Annotated in this window: 2 protein-coding genes; both read left to right on the forward strand. The window is 49.3% G+C overall.

Going from position 1 to position 1595, the window contains the following annotated elements; all coding sequences use genetic code 11:
• Nucleotides 1–263 precede the first annotated feature (263 nt).
• The gene (locus B0T39_RS25420; protein WP_141111405.1) at nt 264–587 is read left to right on the forward strand and encodes a hypothetical protein; all 324 of its coding nucleotides are present in this window, start codon (nt 264–266) and stop codon (nt 585–587) included.
• Between the two features lie 424 nt (nt 588–1011).
• Nucleotides 1012–1452: a hypothetical protein gene (locus B0T39_RS24600; RefSeq protein WP_081551365.1), complete on the forward strand. Its 441-nt coding sequence runs from the start codon at nt 1012–1014 to the stop codon at nt 1450–1452.
• Nucleotides 1453–1595 lie beyond the last annotated feature (143 nt).

Genomic DNA, 1595 nt, shown 5'->3' on the forward strand with positions numbered 1-1595 from the left:
ATACCACCAGCAGTGTTTGCGGCACGCTATCGCCAGCAGCGGACCACCGAACTATCAAGCAGTACCACTACCATGCAAACCTAGGACTTCTCTCCTTATCGCTGGTATGGCTGGAGGGGGAAGATCATTTTGACTGTTTTAATCAAGGCTTTTATGAGCATCGAGGCGAGAGCCTTTAGTTACTCCTATTGCCTGAATTTTATTGTCACTATAGAAATTTGCGGTTTTGCTGCATTTTTCTTGCACATTAAAGGATTTGAGTCATGAAGACCATCAACTCTCTAACCATTCCTTTTGCCGCCGTCCTTTTGGTGGCTTCCTCCATCGTTAGCGCGTCATCCACCGGACCCACTCAAGTTAACGAAGCGACTTCCGCCACACAGCAAGCTATCCAGAATGCTAGCAATCCATCTGCAACATTAAATGCGCTAATGGATCAAATTCAACCAAGAAAACCAGGTCAGTGCTTCTCCGCAAAGAACTGCACAGGGAAGGTAATTGGAAATCACCAGCATGTGCACAACTGCAAGAATGCCGGTGGCAAATCTTGGCGAAGCGGTGTGACGGGACAATGCAGCAATTTGTAATTGTCAAACTCTTAATCTGAAACAAGGGCTTCGCGCGCTTCGGTTCGCGAAGCTTCTATTGCTAGTCTCTATAAGTTGAAATGTCGCGTGTCCTGGCTGTAGTCGTGGCCTCTTGATCTTGGTCTGTGGCAAGAAAGCGGCGTCGAGCCAGTGCCCGGCACTCGCGGAGCGAGTTGAGTGCAGGGCTGAGAGCATGCCGCGCAGGACGTTCACAAGCGCGGACATGGCCAAGTACTTGTGGCTCAGCATCGAGGCCGCAATGCTGATCTGCGCTGACGCTGTCAATGCGGATTGGCTACCGGTAGCCTTGTTTTTGCAATGAGCGATTTCTAAAAGTCCTCGCCTTACTAGGCCTATAGCATGTTACTTGGCGTACCTGCCGGATAAACGCCTTCACCATCAACCACCCAGAGCTGAGATCAAAATGAACCCGCTCTCCTTTTCGCATCAGATATCCCTAAGACTTGATCAAGTCATTGTTGAAGTGGCTGCGCAGCTTGGCTTGCCGGCAAATCAGATTCAGTCTATCGAACAGGAAAATTCCATTGCGCTTCAGGTGCACAATCTGCCGGACGTATTGCTTTCTGTGAGCGATGATAGATTATGGATATGGAGCTTACTACCCATCCACGATGAAAATCAGTTGCTCTCCCATGCAGCGGAAGTTTTGGCAATTTTGATTGATCCGGTCGAAGGAGTTGAAACCGGACAATTAACTCTTGGAAACGGCGAAAATGGCTATGAACTGAAAGCGCTGATTAATCTGGAACAGCTGCAGCATGATCACGGCCTAAAGCCGGCGCTTCTTGGGTTTACCACTCAGCTGTATAAAATTAGCCAGACACTTCAAATTATTGGGGCATGATATGCTAAACGGAATTGGGGACTTCCAGAAACCTCCCGTTCTGGCATGATCTGACCTGCCCCCTGACCGAGACACACCCATGAAGAGCCTGTTCGCCGCCGAAGAACGTGAAAGCAAACTGTCCAAGCTAGGAGACCCGCTGA

Origin of the sequence: Chromobacterium haemolyticum (assembly GCF_002081825.1) — a bacterium.
GTDB lineage: Bacteria > Pseudomonadota > Gammaproteobacteria > Burkholderiales > Chromobacteriaceae > Chromobacterium > Chromobacterium fluminis.

What these genes read in the sequence shown, in the direction of transcription:
- B0T39_RS25420 (WP_141111405.1), top strand. Translation starts at nt 264, where the DNA reads ATGAAGACCATCAACTCTCTAACCATTCCTTTTGCCGCCGTCCTTTTG.
- B0T39_RS24600 (WP_081551365.1), top strand. Translation starts at nt 1,012, where the DNA reads ATGAACCCGCTCTCCTTTTCGCATCAGATATCCCTAAGACTTGATCAA.